This window comes from Niallia nealsonii, from assembly GCF_002835805.1.
Classification (GTDB): domain Bacteria; phylum Bacillota; class Bacilli; order Bacillales; family Cytobacillaceae; genus Niallia; species Niallia nealsonii.
The window spans coordinates 1-25,222 of record NZ_PISE01000009.1 but is presented as its reverse complement, the minus strand read 5'-3'; the positions used below and the strand labels follow the sequence as shown (position 1 = coordinate 25,222).

Annotated in this window: 18 protein-coding genes and 2 pseudogenes; all 20 read left to right on the top strand. The window is 36.6% G+C overall.

The genetic code is table 11. From position 1 onward, the window contains the following. Positions 1–40: 40 nt before the first annotated feature. The 20 genes and pseudogenes from dxr (at position 41) to CWS01_RS04135 (ending at position 25,165) form a co-directional block, all read left to right on the top strand. Positions 41–1,183 (top strand): 1-deoxy-D-xylulose-5-phosphate reductoisomerase, encoded by a 1,143-nt coding sequence (gene dxr / locus CWS01_RS04230; RefSeq protein ID WP_101175833.1) that lies wholly within the window; start codon positions 41–43, stop codon positions 1,181–1,183. Between the two features lie 15 nt (positions 1,184–1,198). Continuing rightward, positions 1,199–2,467, top strand: a complete 1,269-nt coding sequence (rseP, locus tag CWS01_RS04225) for an RIP metalloprotease RseP (RefSeq protein ID WP_101175803.1) — start codon at positions 1,199–1,201, stop codon at positions 2,465–2,467. A gap of 103 nt (positions 2,468–2,570) precedes the next feature. Continuing rightward, positions 2,571–4,271 (top strand): proline--tRNA ligase, encoded by a 1,701-nt coding sequence (locus CWS01_RS04220; RefSeq protein ID WP_101175802.1) that lies wholly within the window; start codon positions 2,571–2,573, stop codon positions 4,269–4,271. 238 nt (positions 4,272–4,509) lie between these two features. Beyond that, positions 4,510–7,434 (top strand): annotated as a pseudogene (locus CWS01_RS04215) (PolC-type DNA polymerase III); the annotation flags it as partial. A 728-nt stretch (positions 7,435–8,162) separates the two neighbouring features. Beyond that, entirely contained in the window at positions 8,163–8,378 is a 216-nt protein-coding gene (locus CWS01_RS22865; protein WP_235851968.1) for a hypothetical protein, read from the top strand. Further along, positions 8,359–9,474 carry a group II intron reverse transcriptase/maturase gene (ltrA, locus tag CWS01_RS22860; RefSeq protein ID WP_235851967.1) on the top strand — a complete coding sequence of 372 codons (1,116 nt, stop codon included), beginning with the start codon at positions 8,359–8,361 and terminating at the stop codon, positions 9,472–9,474. The genes CWS01_RS22865 and ltrA overlap by 20 nt, the downstream gene beginning before the upstream one ends. A 630-nt stretch (positions 9,475–10,104) precedes the next feature. Beyond that, a pseudogene (locus tag CWS01_RS04200) lies at positions 10,105–11,508 on the top strand (PolC-type DNA polymerase III); the annotation flags it as partial. A 398-nt stretch (positions 11,509–11,906) separates the two neighbouring features. Next, a complete protein-coding gene (gene rimP / locus CWS01_RS04195) occupies positions 11,907–12,377 on the top strand; it encodes a ribosome maturation factor RimP (RefSeq protein WP_101175800.1) in 471 nt (156 codons plus the stop codon). A 51-nt stretch (positions 12,378–12,428) separates the two neighbouring features. Further along, positions 12,429–13,559, top strand: a complete 1,131-nt coding sequence (gene nusA / locus CWS01_RS04190; RefSeq protein ID WP_101175799.1) for a transcription termination factor NusA — start codon at positions 12,429–12,431, stop codon at positions 13,557–13,559. A 9-nt stretch (positions 13,560–13,568) separates the two neighbouring features. Beyond that, on the top strand, positions 13,569–13,859 hold the full coding sequence (gene rnpM / locus CWS01_RS04185; protein ID WP_407938533.1) for an RNase P modulator RnpM: 291 nt from the start codon (positions 13,569–13,571) through the stop codon (positions 13,857–13,859). Beyond that, positions 13,856–14,158: a YlxQ family RNA-binding protein gene (locus tag CWS01_RS04180; protein WP_101175797.1), complete on the top strand. Its 303-nt coding sequence runs from the start codon at positions 13,856–13,858 to the stop codon at positions 14,156–14,158. The genes rnpM and CWS01_RS04180 overlap by 4 nt, the downstream gene beginning before the upstream one ends. Positions 14,159–14,177: 19 nt before the next feature. Beyond that, positions 14,178–16,349 (top strand): translation initiation factor IF-2, encoded by a 2,172-nt coding sequence (gene infB, locus CWS01_RS04175; protein ID WP_101175796.1) that lies wholly within the window; start codon positions 14,178–14,180, stop codon positions 16,347–16,349. Then, positions 16,346–16,627 carry a DUF503 domain-containing protein gene (locus tag CWS01_RS04170; RefSeq protein WP_101175795.1) on the top strand — a complete coding sequence of 94 codons (282 nt, stop codon included), beginning with the start codon at positions 16,346–16,348 and terminating at the stop codon, positions 16,625–16,627. The genes infB and CWS01_RS04170 overlap by 4 nt, the downstream gene beginning before the upstream one ends. A gap of 18 nt (positions 16,628–16,645) precedes the next feature. Next, a complete protein-coding gene (gene rbfA / locus CWS01_RS04165; RefSeq protein ID WP_101175794.1) occupies positions 16,646–17,005 on the top strand; it encodes a 30S ribosome-binding factor RbfA in 360 nt (119 codons plus the stop codon). Positions 17,006–17,207: 202 nt separating this feature from the next. Further along, on the top strand, positions 17,208–18,122 hold the full coding sequence (gene truB / locus CWS01_RS04160) for a tRNA pseudouridine(55) synthase TruB (RefSeq protein WP_101175793.1): 915 nt from the start codon (positions 17,208–17,210) through the stop codon (positions 18,120–18,122). 110 nt (positions 18,123–18,232) lie between these two features. Continuing rightward, positions 18,233–19,171, top strand: a complete 939-nt coding sequence (gene ribF, locus CWS01_RS04155) for a riboflavin biosynthesis protein RibF (protein ID WP_101175792.1) — start codon at positions 18,233–18,235, stop codon at positions 19,169–19,171. A gap of 209 nt (positions 19,172–19,380) precedes the next feature. Further along, positions 19,381–19,650 carry a 30S ribosomal protein S15 gene (gene rpsO, locus CWS01_RS04150; protein ID WP_101175791.1) on the top strand — a complete coding sequence of 90 codons (270 nt, stop codon included), beginning with the start codon at positions 19,381–19,383 and terminating at the stop codon, positions 19,648–19,650. Between the two features lie 600 nt (positions 19,651–20,250). After that, complete coding sequence (gene pnp, locus CWS01_RS04145) at positions 20,251–22,371, top strand: polyribonucleotide nucleotidyltransferase (protein ID WP_101175790.1); 2,121 nt, start codon at positions 20,251–20,253, stop codon at positions 22,369–22,371. Positions 22,372–22,651: 280 nt separating this feature from the next. Beyond that, positions 22,652–23,608: a polysaccharide deacetylase family protein gene (locus CWS01_RS04140; RefSeq protein ID WP_101175789.1), complete on the top strand. Its 957-nt coding sequence runs from the start codon at positions 22,652–22,654 to the stop codon at positions 23,606–23,608. Positions 23,609–23,926: 318 nt separating this feature from the next. Continuing rightward, positions 23,927–25,165 (top strand): M16 family metallopeptidase, encoded by a 1,239-nt coding sequence (locus tag CWS01_RS04135; protein ID WP_101175788.1) that lies wholly within the window; start codon positions 23,927–23,929, stop codon positions 25,163–25,165. Positions 25,166–25,222 lie beyond the last annotated feature (57 nt).

Here is a 25,222-nt window from a genome sequence, read left to right as displayed (position 1 = left end):
ATCATTTGAAAGAAACATAGTAGGAAAAGAGAGTGAGATAGTGAAGTATATTAGTTTGTTAGGAGCAACTGGATCCATTGGAACACAAACACTTGATGTGATAAAAAATAATCCAGAAAGCTTTCAGCTAGTTGCATTTTCCTCAGGGAAAAATATAGAATTAACAAAAAGCATTATTTCAGAATTTCAGCCTTTTTTTGTTGCAGTCGCAGATAAACAAGATTGTGATCAATTAAAACAGGAATTCCCTTCTATTCGTTTTTCTTATGGACAAGAGGGGCTAATAGAAGTTGCGGTTTACCATAAAGCAAACATACTTGTGAATGCTGTATTAGGCAGTGTCGGTTTGCAGCCAACATTGCAAGCGATTGAAGCGAAAAAAACAATCGCCATTGCTAATAAGGAAACATTGGTAACGGCAGGTCATTTAGTAATGGAAGCAGCTAAAAGAAATAATGTGGCGATATTGCCTGTTGATAGTGAACACTCTGCAATTTTTCAAAGCTTACAAGGAGAATATGAAAAAAACATTGAGCGTCTTATCATCACGGCATCAGGAGGAAGTTTTCGAGAGTTAACAAGAGCGGACCTGCAGCATGTAACACGAGAAGATGCTCTAAATCATCCTAATTGGTCAATGGGGGCGAAAATTACGATTGATTCTGCTACAATGATGAATAAGGGGTTAGAAGTAATAGAAGCACATTGGCTATTTTCTCTTTCATACGATAAAATTGATGTGTTGCTCCATAAGGAAAGCATTATCCATTCTATGGTAGAGTTCCATGATAGCAGTGTGATGGCTCAATTGGGATCTCCTGATATGAGAGTGCCAATTCAATATGCTTTAACTTATCCTGATCGTATTCCTCTCAAGGGCGCTAATAGATTAGACTTAGCTACTATAGGGAAGCTTCATTTTCAAGAGATGGATTTAGATAGATTTCGCTGTCTTCGTTATGCATATGAAGCAGGCCGAGCAGGAGGAACATTGCCAACAGTATTAAATGCCGCAAATGAAATAGCTGTTGCTAAATTTTTAGCAGGAGAAATTAGCTTTCTGCAAATAGAAGAGCTAATTGAACAAGCTATCAACGATCATCAAAATATAGCAAACCCAAGTCTTGCTGTTATACAAGAGGTTGATTTGGAAACAAGAAAAAAAGTAAGCACACTTCGATAAAAAGGTGGTTATATTTTGAATACAGTAGTAGCGTTTATTATTATCTTTGGTGCATTAGTTTTTTTTCATGAATTAGGCCATTTTATTTTTGCTAAAAGAGCAGGAATTTTGTGTCGGGAATTTGCAATTGGTTTTGGGCCGAAAATATTCTCGCAAAAAAGAGGAGAAACAACGTATACCATTAGGCTTCTTCCTTTAGGAGGATACGTTAGAATGGCTGGCGAAGACCCGGAGATGGTCGATATTAAAGCAGGCCACCGCATAGGTCTTATTCTGGATAAAAACGAAGAAGTGACAAAAATCATTATCAATAATAAAGAAAAATATCCCAATGCTCGCATTATAAATGTAGAAGCAGCGGATTTAGAGCATGATTTATTTATTAAAGGATATGCCGAAGATGATATCGATGAAAAATTAATGATTTTTCCAATAAAAAAAGATGCAGTAATAGTGGAAAATGGCACTGCATCACAAATAGCTCCATATGACCGCCAATTTGCTAGTAAAACACTAGGTCAACGAACAATGGCGATTGTTGCAGGACCAATGATGAACTTTATTTTGGCGTTTGTAGTATTTGTACTAATCGCTCTTATTCAAGGCATCCCATCTGATCAGCCAAAGCTTGGAAAATTGATAGATGATGGGGAAGCAATTCAAGCAGGCTTAAAAGAAGGCGATACGATTATAAGTATTGATGGAGATTCTGTCACCAGCTGGAATGAAGTCGTAGCCATCATTCAGAAGAGTCCTGGAGAAGACTTGGAGTTGAACTTGCTTCGAGATGGAAAAGAAATGACTGTTGATGTTACGCCAAAAGCAACGGAAGCAGAAGATGGAAAAACAATTGGGTTAATTGGAGTCTATAGCCCAATGGAAAAATCGCCCTTAAAAGCAGTTCAATATGGAGCAACGGAAACATATACATGGACAAAAGAAATTCTTGGAGCTGTCGGCAAGCTAGTTACAGGCCAATTTTCAATTGATGCATTGAGTGGACCTGTTGGGATATATAAATCAACAGATACTGTAGCTCAATCAGGAATCTATTATTTAATGAAGTGGGCAGGTATTTTGAGCATCAACCTTGGTATTATGAACTTGCTTCCATTTCCGGCCCTTGACGGTGGCAGATTATTGTTTTTTGCAATAGAAGCTGTTCGTGGAAAACCTATTGATCGCCATAAAGAAGGCATGGTTCATTTTGTAGGATTTGCCCTTCTTATGTTATTGATGATTGTGGTAACATGGAACGATATTCAACGATTTTTTCTAAGATAAGTATTTCTAACATGAGGAAGAGTGTTCCTCATGTTAGTTATTTTTTAAAATTAACTATATAAAAAACATCAAACCAACCAATTATTATAGAGGTGTCATGAAGATGAAACAAAGTAAAATGCTTATCCCAACATTAAGGGAAGTTCCAGCAGATGCAGAGATTTCTAGTCACCAGCTGCTTTTGCGTGCTGGATATATTCGTCAAAATGCAAGTGGGATTTATTCTTATTTGCCATTAGCAAATAAAGTGCTGAAAAAAATCGAACAAATTATTAGAGAAGAAATGGATGCAGCAGGTGCAGTTGAATTATTGATGCCTGCGATGCAGCAAGCAGAACTTTGGCAAGAATCTGGCAGATGGTATACTTATGGACCTGAATTAATGCGTTTAAAAGACCGCAATAATCGTGAGTTTGCTTTAGGAGCTACACATGAGGAAGTAATTACAAGCCTTGTTCGTGATGAGGTGAAATCATATAAACGCCTGCCTCTTGCTTTATATCAAATTCAAACAAAATTCCGTGATGAAAAAAGACCAAGATTTGGCATTTTGCGTGGACGGGAATTTATTATGAAAGATGCTTATTCTTTCCATTCTTCACATGACAGTTTAGATGAAGTGTATGATGCTTTATTCCAAGCATACTGCAATGTATTTGCACGCTGTGATTTAAACTATCGTGCCGTAATTGCGGACAGTGGGGCAATGGGCGGGAAAGATACCCATGAATTTATGGTATTGTCAGATGTTGGGGAAGATACAATTGCCTATTCAACAGAATCTAATTATGCAGCGAATGTTGAAATGGCGCCTGTTGTTGCAACCTATGAAAAAGAGGACAAGCCACTCTTTGATTTAGAAAAAGTAAAAACAGAAAATCAAAAAACAATTGAGCAAGTATCTAGCTTCTTGAACACTACGGCAGATCAATGCATTAAGTCATTGCTATTTAAAGTAGATGAAAAATATGTATTAGTATTAGTCCGTGGCGATCATGAAATAAATGACATTAAAGTGAAAAATTTATTAGAAGCAGACGTTGTTGAACTAGCAGAAGCTGGTGAAACAGCAAGTGCATTAGGCTGTAGTGTAGGTTCACTTGGGCCAATTAATGTAAAAGATGTTGAAGTTATTGCCGATAATGGAGTAAAATCGATTGTTAATGGTGTTTGCGGTGCAAATGAAGAAGACTATCATTATATCAATGTAAATCCAGAACGTGATTTTCAAGTTTCTCAATATGCAGATCTTCGTTTTATCCAAGAAGGCGACGCATCACCAGACGGCAAAGGAACGATTGCTTTTGCAAAAGGAATTGAAGTAGGACATGTATTTAAATTAGGAACTCGCTACAGTGAAGCAATGGGGGCAACTTATTTAGATGAAAACGGCCGCACGCAGCCAATCATAATGGGTTGTTATGGCATTGGCGTATCAAGAACAATGGCTGCTATTGTGGAACAGTTCCATGATGATAAAGGTATTGTATGGCCACATGATATCGCACCATTTGATGTACATGTTATTCCGGTTAATACAAAAGACCAAACCCAAACGGAATTGGCAGATAAGCTGTACACTCTATTAAAAGCGGACCGTTTAGATGTATTGGTAGATGATCGTGCAGAACGTCCTGGCGTTAAATTTGCCGACTCTGATTTAATTGGATTGCCAATCCGCGTAACAGTCGGGAAAAAAGCTTCTGAAGGTATTGTAGAAGTGAAAGTAAGGGCTACTGGAGAAATGCTAGAGGTGCATGAAAATGAATTAGTAGAAACTATCGCTAATTTATTAAAAAAATAAGCTAAGGCATAGAAAAAGGGGCTTTCCTCCTATCAGAAAGCTCCTTTTTCTATGCAAAAATCAAAAAACTAGAGGAAACAAGCAGGCTTATGCTAAAGTAGAAAGTTGTATTTTCATCTTCCACCTATTTCTAACAAGTTAGAGAAGGGAAAAACAAACCATATGGTATAATAATAGTTATCCTATCTTTTGCAGGTATGCAAATAATGGAATGAAAAGAGAAGAAAGGAGAGGGATAATGAGTGATATAAACGATCGAATAGATCGATTTCAACTGCTACTTCAGCAATTGGGATTAACGGATGATCAATATGTCAGCCATTTTCGCAATGCAAAGATTGATAAGCTTGTCATTGAAAAACGAGCAAAAAAATGGCATTTTTATTTTTTGTTTGATGAAATTATTCCATTTCAAATTTATCAGCTTTTTACAACGAAATTAATGAATAGCTTTTCTCATATTGCGTCTATTACGTATTCTATAAATGTTCAGAATGCACTTGTCACAGATAGTTTAATTAGAGATTATTGGTCTAGTGTGATTGAACAAATGCAAGGCATATCACCTCCTCTTGTTAAATTATTAAACGAACAAGTTCCAAAAATACAAGGAAATAAACTAACCATCCATGTTCGCAATGAGATGGAAGGCCTTGCTATTAAAAGAAAATATGCACAAATGATTACAGACTCTTACCAGTATTTTGGCTTTCCTCCCCTTGTTTTAGAAACAGAAATAAAACAAGAAGAATCCAATGCTGAGTATGAACAATTTTTGCAGGCGAAAAGACTAGAAGATCAAGAGAGAGGGAAACAAGCTCTTCTTGATATTCAGAAGATGGAAGCCGAAAAAGAAGCAAATGATATAGGAATTCCATCCGGTCCTCTTACAATTGGTTTAACGATTAAGGATGACAGCGACTACCGTCGTATAGAAGAAATCGTTGATGAAGAACGACGAATTACAGTAGAAGGATATGTATTCTTTGCGGAGACGAAGGAGCTTCGGAGTGGCAGAACACTTTTAACATTTAAAATAACGGATTATACAAGCTCTATTTTGGTTAAAATGTTTTCTCGTGATAAAGAGGATGCGGCATTATTTCAATTAGTAAAAAAAGGAATGTGGCTTAGAGCTCGTGGAAGTATTCAAAATGATACATTTGTCCGCGATCTAGTGATGATTGGTAATGACCTAAATGAAATAAAGCCAATTGAAAGACAAGATACAGCAAAAGCAGATGAAAAAAGGGTAGAACTTCATCTTCATACACCAATGAGTCAAATGGATGCCGTTTCTTCTGTCGCAAATTTGGTCGGTCAAGCAAAAAAATGGGGCCATAAAGCTATTGCTATAACGGATCATGCAATTGCCCAAAGTTTTCCTGAAGCATTTGGCGCAGGTAAAAAAAATGATGTTAAAATTTTATATGGCGTGGAAATGAATCTAGTTGATGATGGAGTGCCCATTGCCTACAATCCACAAGATATTTTGCTTGATGATGCAACATATGTTGTTTTTGACGTGGAAACAACCGGTCTATCTGCTGTTTACAATACCATTATTGAACTTGCAGCTGTTAAAATTCATGATGGAGAAATAATTGATCGGTTTGAATCTTTTGCCAACCCACATCATCGTCTTTCTGCAACGACCATTAATTTAACGGGCATTACAGATGAAATGGTCCAAGATGCACCAGAGATAGATATCGTGCTGCGTAAATTTGTAGATTGGACAGGGGACAGCATTCTTGTTGCTCATAACGCGTCTTTTGATGTTGGTTTTATTAATGTTGGCTATCAAAAGGCAGGCCTTAAGAAATCAACAAATCCAGTTATTGATACACTGGAGCTCGGACGATTTTTATATCCCGAATTAAAAAATCATCGTTTAAATACATTAGCGAAAAAATTTGATATCGAATTAACCCAGCATCACCGAGCCATTTATGATGCAGAAGCGACAGGATATCTTGTGCTTAAAATGCTGAAAGATGCAGGAGAAAAGGGCATTACAAATCATAATCAGCTCAATGACAATATGGGACAAGGCAATGCTTATCAAAGAGCCCGTCCATATCACTGCACGGTGCTTGCTCAAACCGAAGTAGGATTAAAAAATCTGTTTAAATTAGTATCAATTGCTCATATAAACTATTTTTACCGAGTGCCAAGAATTCCCCGCTCTGTACTGCAAAAACATCGAGAAGGACTTTTGATTGGTTCTGCTTGCGATAAAGGGGAAGTTTTTGAGGCGATGATGCAAAAGGCCCCTGAAGAAGTAGAAGAAATTGCACCATTTTATGATTATATGGAAGTGATGCCAAAAGAGGTATATGCACATTTAATCGAGAGGGAGCTTGTTAATGATGAAAAGTCATTAGAAGAGATTATTGCAAATATTGTTCGCTTAGGGGATAAGCTGGAAATTCCAGTAGTAGCGACTGGAAATGTTCATTATGTGAATCCAAATGATAAAATTTACCGGGAAATATTAGTAGGATCACAAGGTGGAGCGAACCCTCTTAATAGACATAAGCTTCCAGATGTGCATTTCAGGACAACAAATGAAATGCTTGACTGTTTCCGTTTTTTAGGTGAGGAAAAGGCAAAAGAAATTGTTGTCACAAATTCCAATAAAATTGCAGATATGATAGATGTCATTAAACCAATTAAAGACGATTTATATACACCAAAAATTGAGGGCTCTGATGAAGAAATGCGTGAAATGAGCTATAGCATGGCACGCAGAATTTATGGAGAGGAACTTCCTGAAATAGTGGAGGCGCGTTTAGAAAAGGAATTAAAAAGTATTATAGGCCATGGATTTGCGGTTATTTATCTGATTTCTCATAAGCTTGTAAAGAAGTCTTTAGATGATGGCTATTTAGTAGGTTCCCGTGGTTCTGTCGGTTCCTCTTTTGTTGCTACTATGACGGAAATAACAGAAGTAAATCCTCTGCCGCCTCATTATGTTTGTACAGCATGCAAACAATCGGAATTCTTTAATGATGGTTCTATTGGTTCAGGTTTTGATTTGCCTGATAAAGATTGTCCAACTTGTGGCATACCATACAAAAAAGACGGCCATGATATTCCTTTTGAAACGTTTCTTGGATTTAAGGGCGATAAAGTTCCCGACATTGATTTGAGTGCGTCACGTTGCTAATTGAAAAGATTAGCCACTAGGGTTTATACCTAGGAGAACTGCTATTTTCGAAGTGTGGAATGATGGAGTAACGCCCTGAAACACACTCACTGAAGCTGCGGCAGGCAAAAGGAGTAATGCAAAAACAAATTTTGTCTGAAGCCCGCTAAAGTAGGCTGAAGTTTACCCTAACAGTACGGCTGAGGAAAGGGAGCTATAAAGCTTCTGTGGATGATAGGTCTGGTGTCTATAAAATCTATATGGTTAGAATCAGTAGAATAACTGGGACGAACCCTCGACTGACTTCTCGTGAATGTCACATATCAGAAATGATATGGGTTCCAATAAGGAATTTTGAGTGTGGATGAGTAAACGTTTGGTTATGAAAATCCATACTGTGTTACAGGCACAGTCAAGCTCAACGGGATTTAGGGGGAACCTAAGTAGATTATGTACAGATAGAAATAGTGGAACGTGAGAAGCTCCCGACACTTCAGAAGGTTGCACTTCGCTAAAGGTGTTTCTATGGAAAAGCTTTCGCTATAACATAGATTAACGGGAGTGGCAGTGATGCCGTAGTACCATTGAAGAAAATGCCAATGAGGACTGAATAACCAATAAGTCTGAGGATAAAACATTTTCGAGGGAAGGGCATTAGTCGTTAACGTCGAAACAAACCTACAAAAGTCAGATTCTTGTAAGACTTAAAGAAATGAAAGCTTTCGAAAGGAAGTGATTAGTTGACTGACTTAATGATACAAAAGTTAAGAAATAATGAATACTTTGGAATGCAAGACCAGTTGGATACTCTTTTTGAAGAAAGTGAAAAAGGTAGGTATTTTAACAACCTTTATGACTTGATTATTTCAGAAGAGAACATTAGATTAGCCTATCGTAATATTAAAAGTAATACCGGAAGCAAAACCAAAGGCACTAATGGACATACCATTAAATAAACATCTACAAAGAATGGATACAAATAAGCTTGTTGCATTAAAACGAAAAAGACTAGAAGACTACAAACCACATTCAGTAAAAAGGGTACTAATTCCAAAACCAAATGGTGATATGAGACCACTTGGAATTCCAACAATAGAGGATAGGCTAATACAGCAAATGTTTTTGCAAATTCTTGAACCTATTATGGAAGGAAAATTCAACTCAAACAACTTTGGTTTTAGACCGAAAAGAAGTACCCACGACGCTCTTGCAAGATGCTATCATCTAGTAAATCATAGTTTTAATCATTATGTGGTACATGTTGATATCAAAGGATTTTTCGATAACGTTAATCATAACAAACTTATCAAACAACTTTGGACAATTGGAATTAGGGACAAAAAAGTAGTATCTATTATCAAGAAAATGCTGAAAGCGGAAATAAAAGGGATTGGAATACCAGAGAAAGGTACGCCACAAGGTGGAATACTATCACCTCTGCTCGCAAATGTAGTTTTAAACGAGTTAGACTGGTGGATATCAAATCAATGGGAAACAAAACCTACGAGGATACCTTACAAATTAAAAAGAAACAAAACAGATGCCCTTAAAAAGACTAAACTTAAACCAATGTATCTAGTACGATACGCGGATGATTTTAAAATCTTTACAAATTCTTATAACAATGCCAAGAAAATCAAAATAGCCGTTGAAAAATGGTTGGAAGAAAGATTTGGCTTAGAAATCAGTAAAGAAAAAAGCAAGATCACAAATCTCCGCAAAAATGGTACAGATTTCCTTGGAGTCAGGTTCAGAGCTGTTAAGAAGGGAACTGGAAAAACAGGATATATAGTAAACCCAAAAATGAGTCCTAAATCCAAAAGTAAGGTACAAGAAGTTATTAGGCATAAACTAATAAAGATAAGAAAAAGTCCAACACCAGAGAAGATTATGATGTACAACGCCAACATTCTTGGGATGCAGAACTATTACAAAATAGCCACAAGAGTCTCCCAAGACTTTAACGATATTAGGCATAATGTACACAAGAATATTAAATCACTATTGTATAGAAACATCTTCAACCCGACATTCGAAAAAAAAACAATGTGATTGAAAAATTCTATACTGGTTACAATTGTCCAAGATTCAAGAGTAATGGCATATTAGTATATCCACTGGAAGCAATTAAACACGATATACGAGGTCAACGCAATCCCAATTTCACAATATATAAAGCAAATGACCGTAAAGCCATACACAAAGAAATCAAAAACGTATCCGTTACTGAAATAGAATTGTTTAGAAAAGGTATATATAAATCCAAAAGCGTTAAATAAGAAGACAACCGTCTAAGTAAATACGTAGCCCAGAAAGGCTGTTGTGGGATAACAGGAGAAAGGTTAACTCCTTTCAACGCAATATGTCACCACAAAAAGCCAACTGCTCAAGGTGGAACGGATAATTACGAAAATCTAATCATTATCAAAGAGGATTATCATATGTTAATCCACAATAGTAACCCAACAAAAAATCCAAAGTATAAAGCAATAATTGAGATCTTTGATTTAAAAGCAGTTAAAAAGCTAAATCAGTTGAGAACGGAAGTAGGAAATCCAAAACTTAACTGAATAACTTCGACAAAGTTAACGATGGAATGCCGTATGACACCGAAAGGGTCACGTACGGTGTGAGATGGGGGAAAAGCTGGAGATGACTTCAAATGCTTACCTATCATCATATTTTTCCGGGGAATATCAGCCTAAAGCCCATAATTATACGAAAGTATTGTTTGGGGAGGAGTATGTATATCGTGCAGGAACGATTGGCACAGTTGCGGATAAAACAGCTTATGGATATGTAAAAGCCTATCAAAATGATAATAATCTGCAAATAAGGGGAGCGGAAATTGACCGGCTAGCATCAGGCTGTACTGGGGTAAAAAGAACGACTGGACAGCATCCTGGCGGTATTATCGTTATACCAGATTATATGGACGTATACGATTTTACACCTATTCAATTTCCAGCAGATGATAGAAACTCAGAATGGAAAACAACGCATTTTGATTTCCATTCTATTCATGACAATGTATTAAAACTAGATATACTTGGACACGACGATCCAACAGTAATAAGAATGCTGCAAGACTTAAGCGGCATTGATCCGAAAACCATTCCGACAGACGATCCGGAAGTAATGAAGATATTCAGTGGAACAGAGTCTTTAGGGGTAACAGCAGAACAAATTAATTGTAAAACAGGTACGTTTGGAATCCCTGAATTTGGTACGAAATTTGTTCGTCAAATGTTGGAGGACACGAAGCCAACTACTTTTTCCGAGTTGGTGCAAATCTCTGGTCTTTCTCATGGTACAGACGTATGGCTTGGAAATGCGCAAGAACTTATTCATAATAATATTTGTAATCTCAGTGAAGTTATCGGATGCCGTGACGATATTATGGTTTATCTGATCTATCAAGGTTTAGAACCGAGTTTTGCCTTTAAAATTATGGAAAGCGTACGTAAAGGGAAAGGTCTATCAGATGAGATGGAAGAAGAAATGCGCAAAAATGAAGTACCGGAATGGTATATCGATTCATGTAAAAAGATAAAATACATGTTTCCAAAGGCGCATGCGGCTGCATATGTACTGATGGCGGTTCGGATTGCGTATTTTAAAGTACATCATCCATTGCTTTATTATGCAGCATATTTTACTGTTCGTGCTGAAGATTTTGATGTAGATGCCATGGTGAAAGGTTCACACAGCATTAAAGCAGTAATTGATGAAATCAGCGGAAAGGGGCTTGATGCCTCTACGAAAGAGAAAAACTTGTTAACGGTTATGGAATTAGCATATGAAATGATCGAACGTGGATTCTCTTTTCAAAGGGTGGATTTATATAAATCAAGTGCAACAGAATTTATTATTGAAGGAAATGCATTGATACCTCCGTTTAATAGTATCCCAGGATTGGGTACAAATGCTGCATTAAACATCGTTCGTTCAAGGGAAGACGGAGAATTTTTATCAAAAGAAGATTTGCAGCAGCGTGGAAAAGTTTCGAAAACAATTATGGAATATCTAGATAACCATGGATGTTTAGCAGGTATGCCAGACCAAAACCAACTGTCTTTATTCTGATGATAGTGGAAGTGAATGGAGGAAGGGCTAGAAAGTCCTATGAAACATGAGCTCTATTTGCATAAAAGCTATGGTTATGGTATAGTTAGTTTGGAGATACTAAAGATAACTTTCGCAAAATGAGAGTGGGGCAACCCACTCTTTCCTATTGTGTTCACATTTTTTTCCAAAAAGAAAAGAGTGATTGCCTGTTTATGATGGGCAACATGCTTGGATGTGGCACTACATAAAAACCTTTATACCACTTGCATGTATTTATTGAAGGAAAGGTATAGTAAGAACATCATCGACCTTTAAAAACCGGTGAAACTAAGAGCGTATTGTCTAAAAGTATAGTGGATTCCTGATTTTAGGAACTTTTTACAAAAGAACGGTTCCTTGTACAAGGAGGGAAAAAGTTGAGCAAAGTAACAGAATTAGTAGAAGAAATGGTGACTCCCATTTTGGAAGAACTTCATTTAGAATTAGTGGACGTAGAGTATGTAAAAGAAGGTCCTAATTGGTTTTTGCGTGTTGCCATTGATAAAGAAAATGGTGTAGATATAGATGAATGTGCAGCCGTTAGCGAAAAGCTAAGTGAAAAACTAGATGAAGTCGATCCGATTACGGAAAATTATTTTCTAGAGGTATCATCGCCAGGTGCTGAAAGGCCTTTAAAAAAGGATAAGGACTTTGAAAGAGCCATCGGAAAAAATGTGTTTGTTAAAACCTATGAACCGATTGACAATGAAAAGGCATTTGAAGGTATTTTGACAAGTTTTGATGGAACAAGCTTATCAGTAGAAATAAAAATTAAAACCAGAAAAAAAACAGTAGTCATTCCATACGAAAAAGTGGCTAAAGCTCGCCTTGCAGTAACATTTTCGTAAATAATGAAAGCAGCCTTGTTTTTAGGAGATTAAAAGGGGGATACAATCTTTATGAGCAGTGAATTAGTGGATGCTCTTGTATTGCTTGAAAAAGAAAAAGGGATATCACGCGATGTGATTATGGATGCTATTGAAGCAGCCCTTATCTCGGCATATCGCCGCAACTTTAACCAAGCACAAAATGTTCGAATTGATTTAAATTTAGGATCTGGTACAATGCGTGTTTATGCTCGCAAGGAAGTGGTAGATGAGGTTTTTGACCCACGTCTTGAGATATCTATTGAGGACGCACAAAAAATTAATCCAAACTACGAAGTAGAAGATGTTGTGGAGTTGGAAGTGACGCCAAAAGATTTTGGCCGCATTGCTGCACAAACAGCAAAACAAGTAGTGACTCAACGTGTTCGTGAAGCAGAAAGAGGCATTATCTATTCTGAATTTATCGATCGTGAAGAAGATATTATGACAGGAATTGTTCAACGTCAAGACAGCAAGTTTATTTATGTCAGCTTAGGGAAAATTGAAGCGATCCTACCTGCTAATGAACAAATGCCAAATGAATTCTACAAACCTCATGATCGTATTAAAGTTTTTATCACAAAAGTAGAAAAAACAACAAAGGGACCACAGATTTATGTTTCAAGAACACATCCTGGCCTCTTAAAAAGATTATTTGAAATGGAAGTGCCGGAAATATTTGATGGTACAGTAGAAATAAAATCCGTTGCACGTGAAGCTGGCGACAGATCCAAAATCTCTGTTCATTCTGCTAATGAAGAAGTGGATCCAGTAGGTTCATGTGTTGGACCAAAAGGAACACGCGTGCAAACAATCGTCAATGAATTAAAAGGCGAAAAAATTGATATCGTGAAATGGTCCGAAGACCCAACCATATTTGTTGCGAATGCTCTAAGTCCTTCTAAGGTACTAGAAGTAATCGTAAACGAAGAGGGAAAAGCAACAACTGTTATTGTCCCTGATTATCAATTATCTTTAGCAATTGGGAAAAGAGGGCAAAATGCTCGTTTAGCAGCGAAACTTACTGGCTGGAAAATTGATATTAAGTCAGAAAGTGAAGCAAGAGAAGTTGGAATTTATCCGACTGAGTCTTCCCTAATCACATTTGATGATGTAGAAGATGAGCAAGATGAATTCCATTTAACTACAGAAGATTTGGATTAATTGAGGTGAATGTGTGTGAACAAACCGAAAAAAGTTCCAATGCGTAAATGTGTTGCTACCGGTGAGATGAGGCCGAAAAAAGAACTAGTTCGCATCGTTCGCTCGAAAGAAGGAGAAGTAACTGTGGATTTAACAGGAAAGAAATCCGGACGTGGGGCATATCTTTCTAAGGATAAAGACGCAGTGCTTTTAGCCAAGAAAAAAAATATTCTTTCTAGTCAGCTTGGAGTTGCTATTGAAGATACAATCTATGAAGAGCTCATGGAATTAATAGAGAAGGAGCAAAGACAATCCAAATGAATCAAAAACAATGGATGTCATTACTTGGCTTAGCAAATCGAGCACGGAAAATTACCTCAGGTGAGGAACTAACCGTTAAGGAAATTAGAAGCGGAACTGCAAAGCTTATTTTATTATCAGAAGATGCGTCGGAAAACACGACGAAAAAAATTACCGATAAATGCAAGTCATATGCTGTGCCGGTACGTTTAGTGCCAAATCGAGAATTATTAGGACAGTCTATCGGTAAAGAGGCGAGAGTAGTTGTCGCTGTTTTAGATAATGGATTTGCAAAAAAACTTTTAACGCTGCTCGATTAATTCTAGCGGGGGTGAAATGATGAGTAAAATGCGAGTTTATGAATACGCTAAAAAATTCAATATTTCCAGTAAAGATGTTATTACGCAATTAAAAGAGATGAACGTCGAAGTATCGAACCACATGACAACACTTGAAGAAGATGCAGTGAAACAGTTGGATAAGGTATATAATAAGAGTGCTGGAAGCAGCCAAAATAAACCATCGCAAACAAATCCTGCGAAAAATATAGCAGACAGCTACGAGGAGGAGACAAATGCAATGGTCGAAAAGGGGAAAGTAAATCAATCTGTGAAGAATACGAAAGATAATAAATCAACCTTTAATAAATCAAAAACTAATAACCGTCCTAATAATAATAATAAAACTAATAACCGTAAAGGCAAGCCGCAAAATCAAGCGCCTGCTGCACCGCCTGCTCCTAAAAAGGAAAAGGAATTACCGACAAAGATTACATTTAGCGAATCTTTAACAGTTGGCGAACTAGCAAAAAAATTACATCGTGAACCATCTGAAATTATTAAAAAGTTGTTTATGCTTGGTGTAATGGCTACTATCAACCAAGACTTGGATAAAGATTCTATTGAACTGATTGCAAGTGACTATGGAGTAGAAGTAGAAGAAGAAGTTAAAATCGATGCAACAGATTTAGAAGTATACTTTACAGATGATGAAGATGCAGAATTAGTAGAGCGTCCATCTGTTGTTACAATTATGGGACACGTAGACCATGGGAAAACAACATTGCTTGACAGCATCCGCAACACGAAAGTAACTGCTGGAGAAGCAGGAGGTATCACACAGCATATTGGTGCATACCAAATAGAAGAAAATGGCAAAAAAATCACATTTTTAGATACACCTGGACATGCTGCATTTACAACGATGCGTGCACGTGGAGCAAAAATCACGGACATCACTATTTTAGTAGTAGCAGCAGATGATGGTGTAATGCCACAAACAATCGAAGCAATTAACCATGCTAAAGCTGCGGAAGTGCCAATTATTGTAGCTGTGAATAAAATGGATAAACCATCAGCTAATCCTGATCGTGTTATGCAAGAATTAACAGAACATGCATTAGTACCAGAAGCATGGGGTGGGGATACTATCTTTGTTCCTCTATCAGCTCTTACAGGTGAAGGAATTGACACATTATTGGAAATGATTTTGCTTGTAGGTGAAGTAGAGGAATACAAAGCTAATCCTAAACGCAATGCGGTTGGAACAGTTATCGAAGCACAGCTTGATAAAGGAAAAGGTTCTGTTGCAACACTTTTAGTTCAAAACGGAACATTAAATATTGGAGATCCAATCGTAGTAGGTAGCACATTTGGCCGTGTTCGTGCCATGGTAAATGATTTAGGCCGTCGTGTGAAAAGTGTTGGACCATCTACACCTGTTGAAATTACAGGATTAAACGAAGTGCCTCAAGCTGGTGACCGTTTTGTTGTCTTTAAAGATGAAAAAACAGCAAGGCAAGTAGGGGAAGCGCGTTCTACGCAAGCCATTCAAGCACAAAGATCTGAAAAAACACGCATTAGCTTAGATAATTTATTTGAGCATATGAAACAAGGAGAAATGAAAGATCTTAATATCGTCTTAAAAGCGGATGTTCAAGGTTCTGCAGAAGCATTGGCAGCAGCACTTTACAAAATTGAAGTAGAAGGCGTTAACGTTAAGATTATTCATACAGCAGTTGGTGCAATTAATGAATCAGATATTACGCTTGCAGCAGCGTCAAATGCGATTGTTATCGGATTTAACGTTCGTCCAGATGTAAATGCAAAAAGAGCAGCAGATGCTGAAGAAGTAGATGTACGTCTTCACCGCATTATCTATAAAGTAATTGAAGAAATCGAAGCAGCGATGAAAGGAATGCTAGATCCAGAATTCCAAGAAAAAATCATCGGTCAAGCAGAAATCCGTCAAACATTTAAAGTATCAAAAATTGGAACAATTGCTGGCTCTTATGTAACAGACGGAAAAATTACAAGAGATAGCGGAATTCGTTTAATTCGTGATGGTGTTGTTATTTTCGAAGGTGAAATTGATGCATTAAAACGTTTTAAAGACGATGCAAAAGAAGTAAGTCAAGGTTACGAGTGTGGTGTAACTATCAAGAACTTCAATGATGTTAAAGAAGGCGACATTATCGAAGCCTATATTATGGAAGAAATTGAACGCAAATGATTATAGGCCTTTTAACTGTTGAAGCAATCATTTATGATGCCCATTCGTTAAAAGAAAAGCGGGCTGTACTTCAGCGAATTACAACCCGCTTAAAACAAAAATATAATATTTCTGTATCGGAAGTAGACTTTCAGGACACTTGGCAGCGCACAAAAATAGCTATTGCAGCTGTTGCTTCTATTAAAGTGTCTGTGGAAAAAGAGCTTCAACATGTTTTAAAATTTATTGACTCATTTCCAGAAATGGAGAGAACACTAACAGATATAGAATGGCTTTAATAAAAGAGGTGGAATAAGATGAGCCTTAGACCAAATCGTGTTGGAGAACAAATGAAAAAAGAACTTGGCGAGATTATTAGTCGCAAGATTAAAGATCCTCGCATTGGCTTTGTTACTGTAACCGATGTAAATGTTACAGGTGATCTTCAACAAGCAACGGTTTATATCTCTGTTTTAGGAGATCAGGAACAGCGTGAAAATACGTTAAAAGGATTAGCAAAAGCAAAAGGATTTATTCGTTCTGAAATTGGACAAAGAATTCGTTTGCGCAAAACTCCTGAAATTACGTTTGAATTTGATGAATCTATTGATTACGGAAATCGCATCGATACATTGCTTCATCAAATTGCAAAAGAAGAACAATCAGAAGAGAATTAAACAAATTTTGCTTACATGAGGGGTGGCTTTTTATTATGTCAAATTCCCCATGCAATAAGAAAGAGGCATCCCTTCTTTCGATATTGCATGGAGAAGAATGATATAAAAAAGCCGCCCTTTTTATATAGCAAGTACGGATAATTTTTTAAAAAGAGGTCTGAAAAATAAATAACTGCAATAACTTGGAAAAGGAGTTCTTGAAATGGAAGGAATATTGCCTTTATGGAAACCAAAAGGGATGACATCACATGATTGTGTATTTAAACTGCGCAAAATTCTACATATGAAACGAATAGGCCATACAGGTACATTAGATCCAGAGGTGGACGGAGTGCTGCCTATTTGTTTAGGAAGAGCAACAAAAGTAGCAGAATATATTACCGATGCGGGAAAAACGTATGAAGGGGAAGTAACCATTGGCTTTTCTACTACAACTGAAGATGCTTCAGGGGAAGTCGTAAATCAAAAAGAGGTTACACAAACAATCACAAGAGCAATGGTGGAAGATGTTTTAAAAACATTAACAGGTCCTATTAAACAAACACCTCCCATGTATTCTGCGGTGAAAGTAAATGGAAAAAGACTTTATGAATATGCAAGACAAGGCATAGAAGTGGAACGCCCAACACGTGAAGTAACCATTTATTCATTAAATTTATTGGACGATTGGGAAGAACTTGTGGGGGAAACTATTTCCTTTCGATTTATTGTCGATTGCAGCAAAGGAACGTATATTCGAACACTAGCTGTGATGATCGGAGAAATGCTGGGATATCCTGCACATATGTCTAAGCTTACGAGGACACGATCAGCAACAATGACGAAAAAAGACTGTTTGACAATAGAAGAAGTAGCAGAAAAACAGCAAAGTGGGACAATAGAAAAGGATTTGCGACCATTAGAAGATGCTTTATGTGATTTGCCGAAATTCCAAATAAATGATACATTAGCTATGAAGGTACGAAACGGTATGGTGCTTGAGCTGCCATTTGAATTAAAGGGAGTAGAAGGTCCGATTGTCATGGAGTCTGAAGAAGGAGAGGCATTAGCTATCTATGTGCATCATCCTACAAAGATAGGAAAAATCAAACCAAGCAAAATTTTGAAAGTACTTTGATTTATCTTTGTCTCATTGGCAAAAAGAACCTCGCTGATTAGAGTCTCAAGAAAAGAATACATTATTTGAGGATAAATATAATTATATAGCTAGAAAAGGTGAGTAGTGTAGTGGAAGTTGTGAGAATTAATAACCCTGAAAACTTTAAAAATAATAATTTTCCGCCATTAGTCATGGCATTAGGTTATTTTGATGGTGTTCATTTAGGACATCAGAAAGTGATTGGAAAAGCAAAAGAAATTGCAGAGAAAAAAGGATGGAAAAGTGGTGTAATGACATTTGCTCCTCATCCTTCTGCTGTGTTAGGAGATGCCAAGTCTATTTCTCTTTTAACTTCTTATCAATCAAAAATAGAGCAAATGGAAAGACTCGGCATTGATTATGTTTTTATTATTCATTTTACCAAAGACTTTGCAAACCTTCTTCCACAACAATTTGTTGATCAGTGTTTAATTAATTTAAATGTTCGGCATGTAGTAGCAGGATTTGATTACACATATGGAAAACTGGCTAAAGGTACTGCGGAAACATTAAAGGAGCAGTCACGTGATGCTTTCGAGACGACTATAATAAAAAAAGAAACCTACCATGGGGAAAAGGTCAGTTCTACTCTTATTCGCTCTTATATTCAAAAAGGAGAAATGGATAAGGTCCCTTCTCTTTTAGGACGATTTTATATTAGTGAGGGCATTGTCATCCATGGAGATAAAAGAGGAAGAACAATCGGATTTCCGACTGCTAATATTGAAAGTGACTCAACCCTTCTTTTGCCGCCGCAGGGTGTATATGCAGTGAAAATTAAAGCAGGAAATGTGTGGCATAACGGGGTTTGTAATGTAGGAACGAAACCTACTTTTAAAAAGGATAATAACAGACAATCGATAGAAGTTCACATCTTTGACTTTAAGGGGGAAATATATGGCGAAAAAGTCGCTGTAGAATGGCATATCCGCTTAAGAAGTGAACAGAAATTTGCAGGAATTGAAGAATTGGTGAACCAAATTCAAAAAGATAAACAACAAGCTCTTGAATATTTTCATGAAAATTAAAGGTCCTAGGTTTAACCTAAAAGCTTTTAGGGAATATTGTTTACAAGAAATTAAAAATTAAAGAAAAAGAATGTTTAACTTGATTTTTTTATAGAAAAAGGTTATTCTTATAAACGTACTAAAGACAACCATTGCTTGGCAAATCGATTCACCAACGTCTTGCTCGGTAATTGGGGATTAGTGTAATAGGATATAGGAGGTGAAACAGGATGGCAATCACTCAAGAACGTAAAAACGAACTTATCAATGAGTACAAAACGCATGAGAACGATACTGGATCTCCAGAAGTTCAAATCGCTGTCCTTACTGAGTCAATTAACAATTTGAATGATCATTTACGTACACATAAAAAGGATCATCACTCACGTCGTGGTCTTTTAAAAATGGTAGGTAGACGTCGTAATCTACTAACATACCTACGTAATAAAGATGTTCAACGTTACCGTGTTTTAATTAACAAACTTGGTCTACGTAGATAGTTTAAAAAAGCGGGATACTTTTTCCCGCTTTTTTATTGTGCAAGAACAACATAATAATGGTGTTCAAATCAGTTTAAATAAAGTGAAACTTCAATCCTTGTTTTTTTATTATCCACTGATTGTTAGTTGAACCAATTGGGCTTTTATGGGCAGTTATCCCTCACCGAAATTTCTTTTTTCTTCTCATAATTTTGAGGTGGTGGTCTTACTGCCCGTTACTGCTGGATAAATACTTGATACTTATATAATATACCCAACTTAAAGATTACATAAGAATAGTTTTTAAGTAACACAAATTGTGTATACTATAAGAAAAGCGAAGGCGTCTTGAAAGCTGTGAAAGACACTGGAGCTTCAGTAGAAGAAGTTGTACTTTGACTTCATCTGCTGAAACGAAGTGATCAAGCAGCTAGGCGCAGCAGCTGGACAAAGAAAAGCGAAGGCGCCTTGAAAGCTGCGAAAAGGCAGCTGTGCTTTCCACAGAAGAGAAACATACATGTTGAGGGGATTTTTCCTTCAACAAAAAAGTAAGCAGGTTTAGGTAGTACTTTTTTAAAGCCAAAACCTCTAATAAGTGAATGAGTAGAGAGGGGTTTATGAATGGGACAAGAGAAACATGTGTATTCCATTGACTGGGCTGGCAGGAAGCTGACAGTCGAAATAGGTCAATTAGCGAAACAAGCAAATGGTGCAGTATTGGTAAGATACGGAGATTCTGCTGTATTAAGTACGGCAACTGCATCAAAAGAGCCAAAAAATCTAGATTTTTTCCCGTTGACTGTGAACTATGAAGAAAGGTTATATGCAGTTGGGAAAATTCCTGGTGGATTTATCAAAAGGGAAGGAAGACCAAGCGAACGGGCGATTTTAGCAAGTCGTTTAATCGATAGACCAATTCGCCCGCTATTTGCTGATGGCTTCCGCAATGAAGTGCAGGTAGTCAGCTTAGTGATGAGTGTGGACCAAGACTGTTCAACAGAAATGGCAGCAATGTTTGGATCATCCCTTGCATTGTCTGTATCAGATATACCTTTTGGAGGACCAATTGCAGGTGTATATGTTGGCCGCATTGATGGAGAATTTGTTATTAACCCAACAGTAGAACAAGCAGAAAAAAGCGATATTAATTTAGTTGTTGCAGGAACAAAAGATGCGATTAATATGGTAGAAGCTGGAGCAGATGAAGTACCGGAAGAAGTAATGCTGCAAGCTATTGTATTCGGACATGATGAAATTAAACGCTTAATTGCTTTCCAAGAAAAAATTGTTGAAGAAATCGGCAAAGAAAAAAGGGAAGTTGTTCTGTATGAATTAGATCAAAAAATTGAAGCCGAAGTTCGCGCATTATGTGAAACAGAAATGCTTAATGCGATCCGTGTTCAAGAAAAACATGCAAGAGAAGCAGCAATTAAAGTAGTTAAAGATTCTGTTATCGCAAAATATGAGGCAGAAGAAGTAAGCGACGAAGAATTAAAACAAGTGAAACAAATTTTAGATAAGCTAGTGAAAAATGAAGTTCGCCGTTTAATCACAGAAGATAAAGTAAGACCTGATGGACGTGGTTTAGAAGAAATTCGTCCACTATCTTCAGAAGTCCACTTACTGCCACGAACACATGGATCAGGATTATTTACACGTGGACAAACTCAAGCATTAAGCATTTGTACATTAGGAGCATTAGGAGATGTACAGATTCTTGACGGTTTAGGTGTTGAAGAAGAAAAACGTTTTATGCATCATTATAATTTTCCAAACTTTAGTGTGGGGGAAACAGGCCCAATGCGTGGACCTGGCCGTCGTGAAATTGGGCATGGAGCACTTGGCGAAAGAGCATTAGAGCCAGTAATTCCATCCGAAAAAGATTTCCCGTACACAATACGTTTGGTTTCAGAAGTATTAGAATCAAACGGTTCTACATCACAAGCAAGTATTTGTGCAAGTACTCTTGCGATGATGGATGCAGGTGTTCCAATTAAAGCGCCAGTTGCAGGGATTGCGATGGGCTTAATTAAATCTGGAGACTTCTACAGCATTTTAACAGACATTCAAGGAATGGAAGATCATTTAGGCGATATGGACTTTAAAGTAGCTGGAACGGCAAAAGGTGTAACAGCACTGCAAATGGATATTAAAATAGATGGACTTTCTAGACAAATTCTGGAAGAAGCATTGCAACAAGCAAAAATTGGACGTATGCAAATTTTAGAATCTATGCTAAATACTATTAATACACCAAGAGAAGAATTGTCTTCTTATGCACCAAAGATTCTGATGATGAGCATTAATCCAGATAAAATCCGTGATGTAATCGGGCCAAGCGGTAAACAAATTAATAAAATCATCGAAGAAACGGGCGTTAAAATTGACATCGAACAAGATGGAACAGTATTCATTTCATCTGTTGACGATGAAATGAATAAAAAGGCGCAACAAATCATTGAAGATATTGTTCGTGAAGTAGTTGTAGGACAAATGTATCTTGGAAAAGTAAAACGCATTGAAAAATTCGGTGCATTTTTAGAAATTTTTAATGGTAAAGATGGACTTGTTCATATTTCTGAACTTGCAGAAGAAAGAGTTGGAAAAGTAGAAGATGTGCTTGCTTTAGGCGATGAAATACTTGTAAAAGTAACAGAAATCGATAAACAAGGCAGAGTAAATCTTTCTCGTAAAGCTGTTTTGCGTGAACAAAGAGAACAAGCAGAAAATGCTAAAAATTAAGGCATATCATGATGCTGACAACAGTGTAGTTTTAAAAAAATAGGAGGCTGACTCAAAAAGAATTATTCCTTGATTTAATTTTCTTGGAAACTGATTCTTTCTAAAAGAGTCAACCTTTTTTATTTAGATGTAAAAATGGAAAAAAATGTAATATTTTAACGGGCTAATTATGCTAGTATTCTAATTTTAAAAGTTCCCCATAGGTTTGGGCTTTCTTCATAAGATATGTTCTACCTTGTCCTTTTTAAACATAAAAATTTAAGAAGGAGGGGAAGGTAAAATGAAAAAGGTTGTTCCTTTAATAATATTAGTGCTAATATCATGGCTTATTGCAAATAATCCTTTATCTAATACATATGTAGCAAGTTTGAAAGAGGAAACAATGCTTGTTGGTGCAAATAAGGATCCTTTATATGAAGAAATCCAAAAAAAAGCCAAAAGTTATAATATTGCACCAGAAGATGCAAAAATAGATCCTGTTTGGAAAGCGATTCCTGGCATTAATGGGTTAGAAGTGGATGTGGATGCATCCTATAAAAAGATGAAGACTTCTGGTGCCTTTAAAGAGAAAAATCTTGTATATAAGCAGCTGAAACCATCTGTGCATTTAGAAGATCTGCCGCCATCTCCCATTTATAAAGGAAATCCAAATAAGCAGATGGTCAGTTTTATTATCAATGTGGCATGGGGCAATGAGTATTTGCCAGATATTCTTGCTTCATTAAAAAAACATCATGTTAAAGCAAGCTTTTTTTTAGAAGGACGCTGGACAAAAAAAAATCCAGAACTTGCTAAAATGATTGTGGATGCAGGCCATGAAGTTGGAAACCATTCTTATTCTCATCCTGATATGAGTAAAATCAGTTCGGCACAAATAAACCAAGAGCTAAAGAAAACAAATGATGTGATAGAAGCGACAACTGGCAAAACAGTTACTTGGTTTGCACCGCCAAGCGGCAGTTATACAAATGAAGTCGTAAATATCGCAAGCCAACATAAAATGGGAACATTGATGTGGTCTATTGATACAATTGATTGGAGAAAACCTTCGAAAGAGGAACTAATTAACAGGGTAGTGGAAAAAGTACATAATGGAGCAATGATTTTGATGCATCCAACAGAATCTACTACCAGCTCACTCGATCAATTAATAGAGCAAATTCAGGAAAAAGGATATGAAATAAATACGGTGACAGAACTATTAAGCGAAGAACGGAATGGCAAAGTCCTTAAGTAAATAGTAGATTTTATTCCTATTTATGAGAGTAAGACTCTATCTCAAAGATTAGATTAGGAGAAATCTAGCTAGGTGGAAATGCCCGTGAAAGGATATAAACGTCCTGTAGTAATGTCTGTGTAATCTATATCCTCCTATCTTGCTTTAGGGATTGAGGTTAGTGGAGATAAGGAAAAACTTTTTCATTTAAATTTTACTTTATAATTTAATACGAAATTTCTGATACTGAAACAAGTTTTTGGTAAAAATAATAAGAATAAGATATACTATCATTCGCATAAGCTAATTTAATTGGCGTTTAGAACAGGAGGAACCTACTTGATTAAAAAGTATACTTGCCAAAATGGAGTACGCATTGTGTTAGAAAATATACCGACTGTGCGCTCTGTTGCTATTGGTGTATGGATTGGAACAGGTTCTCGTAAAGAGGATGAAACAAATAATGGTGTTTCTCACTTTTTAGAGCATATGTTTTTTAAAGGAACAAAAACAAGAAATGCTAGAGAAATTGCTGAGTCTTTTGATAGCATTGGCGGTCAAGTCAATGCATTTACTTCAAAAGAATATACATGCTACTATGCAAAAGTATTGGACGCGCATGCTCCTATGGCATTAGAAGTTCTTGCAGATATGTTTTTTAATTCTACTTTTGAAGAAAAAGAGTTGCAAAAAGAAAAAAATGTCGTGTATGAAGAAATAAAAATGTATGATGATACACCAGATGATATTGTGCATGATTTATTAAGTCAGGCCATTTATGAAAAACATCCATTAGGCTATCCTATCCTTGGAACAGAAAAAACATTGGCTACTTTTAATGGAGATACGTTAAGAGAGTATATGTTTGACTATTATACACCTGAAAATGTAGTGATTTCGATTGCTGGCAATATAGACGAAACGTTTATTAGCGAAGCAGAAAAATATTTCGGAAATTATGAGGCAGGAAAAAGAAAACAAGAGTTAACTATTCCAACATTTCATGCTAATAATATAGCGCGGAAAAAAGAAACAGAGCAGGCTCATCTATGTCTAGGCTTTAATGGATTGCCTGTTGGCCATAAGGATATGTATAGTTTAATTTCTTTAAATAATATTCTAGGGGGCAGCATGAGCTCTAGATTATTCCAAGATGTAAGGGAACAAAAAGGTCTTGCCTATTCGATTTTCTCTTACCATTCAGCTTTTCAAGACAGCGGAATCGTCACTATTTATGGTGGAACGGGCGCTAATCAATTGGATGAATTATATGAAACCATTCAAACCAGCCTTGCCACATTAAAACGTGAAGGAATCATGGAAAAAGAATTATACAACAGCAAAGAACAGCTAAAAGGAAGCTTAATGCTAAGTTTGGAAAGTACCAACAGCCGCATGAGCAGAAATGGCAAAAACGAATTATTGTTAAGCAAACATCGCTCATTGGATGAAATTGTTGAGCAAATTGACCGTGTGTCAAAAGATGATGTGAATAACATGGCGCATCAAATATTTACAAATAAATTTTCTGTTTCCCTTATCAGTCCAGATGGCATTTTGCCAAAAACACTGCAATAATTTTATTGGAGTGTTTCTGAAAAATAAAAATTACGCAAAAACCGCAGCTTTTTTCTA